Here is a 4,371-nt window from a genome sequence, read left to right as displayed (position 1 = left end):
CGAATACCGTTTGTTGACCCAGAAGTTTCCAAGCAGCGGGCAAGTCGGAATCAGACAGCTTGATGTCGACTAATTGATTCTTTCCGACGAGTTCAGAAATTTGATCGAGTGAAGTTGCTGTTCGCGCTTTCCACGCTGGAATGGAAACGGAACAGGAATCATAGATCTGCGCGATGTCTAACCGGCACTCGTCTACGATTGCCTGAATTTCATTCTGTTTATTACCGCGAAAAACACCGACACAGGGAACAGAGATGTTATTGCGAAAACTCTTCAACTGACCGGGTGAAACTCTTCGCGGAGATTCCGCAAAAACAAAACCCAGAGCAGAAGCGCCTTCCTGGATAGCAAGCTGCGCATCTCGTTCATTTGTGATTCCGCAAATTTTGACTTTCGCCAACCGGTAGGGGCAGGGCTTGTCCCTGCCCGTTCGGGCGACCACAAGGGTCGCCCCTACAAAACGAGCGAGTTCCTTCGCCGGATCCTCAGCCCGCAAAAAGTGCTCGCCGATCAAGGCGCCGTTGTATCCAAGTGACGTGACTTTTCGCAGAGTTTCGATACTGTCGATTCCACTTTCGGCAATCAAATAAGCATCGGGCAACAAGCCTCTCATTTTCTCAAAACGAGATGTATCGACTTGCAAAGTCTCCAAATCGCGCGCATTCACACCCAGAAATCTGACAGGACCCTTTATTTTGCGTAAATCATTTTCATCGGTTACTTCTACGACGGCGTTGATTTGTATGCGATCGCACACTTCCAAGAAATGCCGGATCTCTTGCGTCGTGAGGAATCGCGCAATCAATAACACAAAATCAGCTCCGGCTTCCTTCGCTTCCAGAATCTGGAATTCGTCCAGCACAAAATCTTTTTGAAGAACCGGAACGGATACGGAACGGCGGACTGCGGTAAGGTCCGCCAGCGATCCTTCGAAATAATGCTCTTCCGTCAAAACGGAAATTGCTGCGGCACCGGCCGACTCGTAGGAGCGGGCAAGTTGTTCAAGGTCCAGATTTCTGCGGATTCCTCCAGCCGAAAGAGAGGATCGCTTGATTTCTGCGAGAATTCGAAAAGTGTGCTTGTCCCAGTTCACGAGGCGATTCTCAGAGGAAGGATTCGGCGTATGCGTAGATTTCCGTTGAGCCATGTCGATTCGTTTTCTCCTCAGAAGTTCCGAGATTTTGCTCATAACGGAAAAAGCTCCTGAGTTCTTTGCACAACATGCAGCGCGGCGCCGGAGTCAATAGATTTGGCAACGGCGCTTTTTGCATCTTCCACTGAAGCTTCTGGATAGAAAGCAAGATATCCAAGCATCGCATTGAGCAGAACCGTTTCCCGCTTTGCGCCGGATTCTCCGCTTAATATGGACAGGGCAATCGATGCGTTCTCTTTGGGAGAACCACCGCAAAGATCTTCGCCGCGACATTCACCGAAACCAAAATGTTTCGCGTTTTCGAGTGTGGGTTTGGAGAATGTGCTGTGAAGGTAAAAATCGCAAGAAAGTGTAGCCTCATCATAACCTTCTGATGAATGGACCAAGTATGCGCGTTTTTCAGGATCCATCTTCCGGATCGCTTCTTCTACGAGAGGAAGGGCGTTTCTGTTGTAGACTCCGATGACCTGAGCCGCCGGAAATGCAGGATTGGTCAGCGGACCGAGCAGATTGAAAATTGTTGGGAAGCCGAGCCGTTTACGCACGGCAACCACCGATTTAGTGGCTGGATGATAATCGGGCGCAAAGAGAAAGGCGAATCCGGAGGCATGCAAGGCTGCCGGCACCTGTTCCGGTTTCATTCGGTAAGAGATACTCAGTGCTTCCAGAAGATCGGCGCTTCCACATGCAGAAGAGGCGGCCCGATTTCCGTGCTTGACAATAGGAATGCCGCAACCCGCAAGAACAAATGCGGAAATGGTGGAAATGTTGAATGTGTTTTTCTTGTCTCCACCGGTTCCGCATGTGTCCAGCACTTTGATTCCATCAAGCGGCACACGCACAGACTTTTCACGCATCGCCTCCGCAAAACCGATGATCTCCTGCGCAGTTTCCCCTTTTTCATGAAACGCGGTGAGCAGAGTTCCAGTTTGCGGTTCACCCTCCATCATCGCGAAGACCGCGTGCTTACTTTCCTCACGAGTCAGACCGATACCGTTTTTAACTTTGTTTAATAGTTCTGCGAAATTCATTTTCAGCTCTGCAGGCGGGACGCCCGCGCTACTCCGTTTCCAAGAAATTTTTCATTAAACGGATTCCTTCTTTAGTCATGTAGGATTCCGGATGAAACTGCACTCCTTCCGTTTGCGTTCCGCGCACACGAAGCCCCATGATTTCACCGGCCGGCGTGTGTGCCGAGATGTGCAATGTTTTCGGCAGATCTTCTTCTGCAACGATAAGTGAATGATAACGCGCCGCTGCAAAGGGATTGGTCAATCCGGAAAAAACTCCAACGCCGTCGTGAATGATCATCGACGTTTTCCCATGCATCAAAACCGGCGCGCGCTCCACCTTGCCTCCAAAAACATGACCGATGCATTGATGGCCAAGACACACTCCCAGTAATGGAACCTTCGTGTGAAAATGCAAAATCATTTCATTCGAACAACCTCCGTCCAGCGGTGTCCCGGGTCCCGGAGAGATCACAACATGCGTCGGGCCGTAATCTTCCGCCTCTTGAATCGTTATCCGGTCGTTGTAATGCACAGCCACTTCAGCTCCCAGCATCAAGAATCCCTGATAGAGGTTGTACGTAAACGAATCGTAGTTATCGATCAAGAGTACCCGTTTCATAACGGTTCCTCCGCCATTCTCAACATCGTTCGGAGAGCCATCGCTTTGTTGCTGATCTCCTCGTATTCGCGCTCCGGCCTGGAATCCGAAACGATGCCTGCTCCAGCTGTAAAACGATAACGACCTTGCTGATATTGCAGGGAGCGAATAGCAATGCAATGATCCAGCACACCGCGACTTCCGAAATAGCCCACCGATCCTGCGTATAAACCGCGGCTGTGCGGTTCCAGCTCTTCGATGATTTGCATAGCCCGCACCTTCGGCGCTCCGGATACGGTTCCGGCAGGAAACACGGAGGAAAGAAGGTCCTGCAGTGAAGGAGCTTTGGCAACATTCGACTCTACTGTCGAAACAAGATGCATAACGTGAGAATAGCGTTCGACCTTCATGAATTCTGTTACCCGAACGGATCCGGGAATCGCCAACCGCCCCAGATCGTTGCGCGCAAGATCCAGAAGCATCAGATGTTCCGCTTTTTCCTTTTCATCATGCATCAGCTCCGTTTCGAAATGTTTGTCCTGAACGTCATCTTTTCCACGCGGGCGCGTTCCTGCAATCGGACGCAATAAGATTTTCGATCCTTCCGTGCGAACCATGGTTTCGGGACTCGAACCGAAAAACTGGAAACGATCCTGAAAATTCAAATAGAACATGTAAGGCGAAGGATTGATCATCCGTAACGCGCGATACATCTGGAATGGATCCGCTTCGCTCTCTCCTTCAAATTGTGTGGAAAGAACAACTTGATAAATGTCGCCTGCTGCGATGAATTCCTTGGCGCGTTCCACCATCGCGCAAAATTCAGACTGGGAAAGATTCGATTTTGGTTCGGAGGAACGGCCGGAACGGGGTAAGGGAAGAAGAGTGCGCAAACAGGTTCGAATTTCTTGCGCGAGGTTCGTTTGCTCCCCTTCGTTCAAGATGGAATTCAAATAAATTCTGTTCTTCAGATGATCAAACGACAGAATTGCGGAAGGCAGAACAAAGCCCGCAAGCGGATCACTCGAACGCTTCACTTTTAGCTTGGGGTGAAGCAAAGAGCATATCGGATAAGAAAGAAATCCAATTAAGCCGGAAGACAATCGGCCATTCTCTTTGTTCGGGAGCGACTGTATCTGCTGTTCCAGGAGTTGAAAATAGGCATTTGCCTCCGAAGGTTCTTCCAGCACAAAAAATTGCTTTGGAAGAATCCCGATAAAGGAATATCTTCCCAGCGTTTCATTCTTTTCCACGCTTTCCAGCAGGAATACTGGTTTTAACGGCGTCAGTTTTAGAAACGCTGAAACGGGTGTTTCCAGATCTGCTGCAAATTCATTACTCATAACTCATTACTCATGACTAAAAAACAAAAAACCCACCGACTCTTTCGAATCAGTGGGTTGTTTTGTTTCCTTTTAAATTGCCGTGGTCAGAGGAAGCCCAACAACCCGCCTCAGCGGTACCACCAATAATAGCGGTTGAATGTTGCCGCGATCATCATATCTGACCTACACCACAGAACATAAACGATACACAGTTCACTTGTCAAGCAAAAGTGAAGGAGTACTACTGACGTTGAACTTCTTGTTTTTTTAGAAGGATTTTCG

General features: G+C 49.2%; 4 protein-coding genes and 1 pseudogene. All 5 read right to left on the bottom strand.

Annotated features, from left to right (window positions below; all coding sequences use genetic code 11):
* The coding region (locus L0156_09965) for a hypothetical protein (GenBank protein MCI0603328.1) at positions 1-400 on the bottom strand (400 nt) is incomplete at its 3' end.
* Between the two features lie 123 nt (positions 401-523).
* Positions 524-1,147, bottom strand: a pseudogene (locus L0156_09960) (indole-3-glycerol-phosphate synthase).
* A 38-nt stretch (positions 1,148-1,185) separates the two neighbouring features.
* Positions 1,186-2,184 (bottom strand): anthranilate phosphoribosyltransferase, encoded by a 999-nt coding sequence (trpD, locus tag L0156_09955; GenBank protein MCI0603327.1) that lies wholly within the window; start codon positions 2,182-2,184, stop codon positions 1,186-1,188.
* 28 nt (positions 2,185-2,212) lie between these two features.
* On the bottom strand, positions 2,213-2,785 hold the full coding sequence (locus tag L0156_09950) for an aminodeoxychorismate/anthranilate synthase component II (protein MCI0603326.1): 573 nt from the start codon (positions 2,783-2,785) through the stop codon (positions 2,213-2,215).
* The gene (locus L0156_09945) at positions 2,782-4,107 is read right to left on the bottom strand and encodes an anthranilate synthase component I family protein (protein ID MCI0603325.1); all 1,326 of its coding nucleotides are present in this window, start codon (positions 4,105-4,107) and stop codon (positions 2,782-2,784) included. The genes L0156_09950 and L0156_09945 overlap by 4 nt, the downstream gene beginning before the upstream one ends.
* Positions 4,108-4,371: the final 264 nt, after the last annotated feature.

It is taken from the genome of bacterium, assembly GCA_022616075.1.
GTDB lineage: Bacteria > Acidobacteriota > HRBIN11 > JAKEFK01 > JAKEFK01 > JAKEFK01.
Note: the sequence above shows the minus strand (reverse complement) of the source record. Positions and strands in the feature narration are given on the sequence as shown.